Origin of the sequence: Micromonospora sp. URMC 106, assembly GCF_051386395.1 — a bacterium.
Lineage (GTDB): Bacteria > Actinomycetota > Actinomycetes > Mycobacteriales > Micromonosporaceae > Micromonospora.
The window spans coordinates 1-608 of the sequence record NZ_JBPQTP010000243.1 but is presented as its reverse complement, the minus strand read 5'-3'; the positions used below and the strand labels follow the sequence as shown (position 1 = coordinate 608).

Here is a 608-nt window from a genome sequence, read left to right as displayed (position 1 = left end):
GGCGCCCCGGCGTCGCCGAGCCGCACGGTGGGCACCCGCCACGGGCCCCACTGCCCGAAGGGGACGGTCGGGGCGAAGAGGCTGACCACCGGCGTGCCGACCGCCGCCGCCAGATGGGCGGGCCCGGTGTTGCCGACCACGACGCAGCGGGCCCGGGCGAGCACCCGGGCCAGGCCCGCCAGATCGGTCCGGCCGCCCAGGTCGACGCCGGCGTCCCCGGCGACGAGGGCGGTCAGCTCCCGCTCGTCCGGTCCGCCGGTGACCACCACCCGGTGACCGGCCGCGGCCAACGCGGCGACGATCTCGGCGCACCGCCGCGGCGGGCACGCCCGGGCCGGCACGGACGCGCCGGGGTGCACCACCACGTAGCCGGGCTCGGCGAGCGCCGGGTGCGGCACGTCGTCCGGCCGGTCGAGGATCTCGGGGCGCAGGCGCAGTGTGGGTTCGTCGTCGGCAGCGAGAGCGAAACCGGCGGCGGCGGCGAGGGACAGGGCACGCTCCGGTTCGGGCACACCCACCGGAACCCGGTGGCGCACATCCAACAACGAACCGGGATAGTCATCGCTGATCGCGCTGATCCGCGGCACACCGGCCAGCCGAAGCAGCAA

Annotated in this window: 1 protein-coding gene; it reads right to left on the bottom strand. The window is 77.3% G+C overall.

Features of this window, described 5'->3' with window-relative positions:
• The coding region (locus ACSNOB_RS31955) for a glycosyltransferase family 9 protein (RefSeq protein WP_436691164.1) at positions 1–608 on the bottom strand (608 nt) is incomplete at both ends.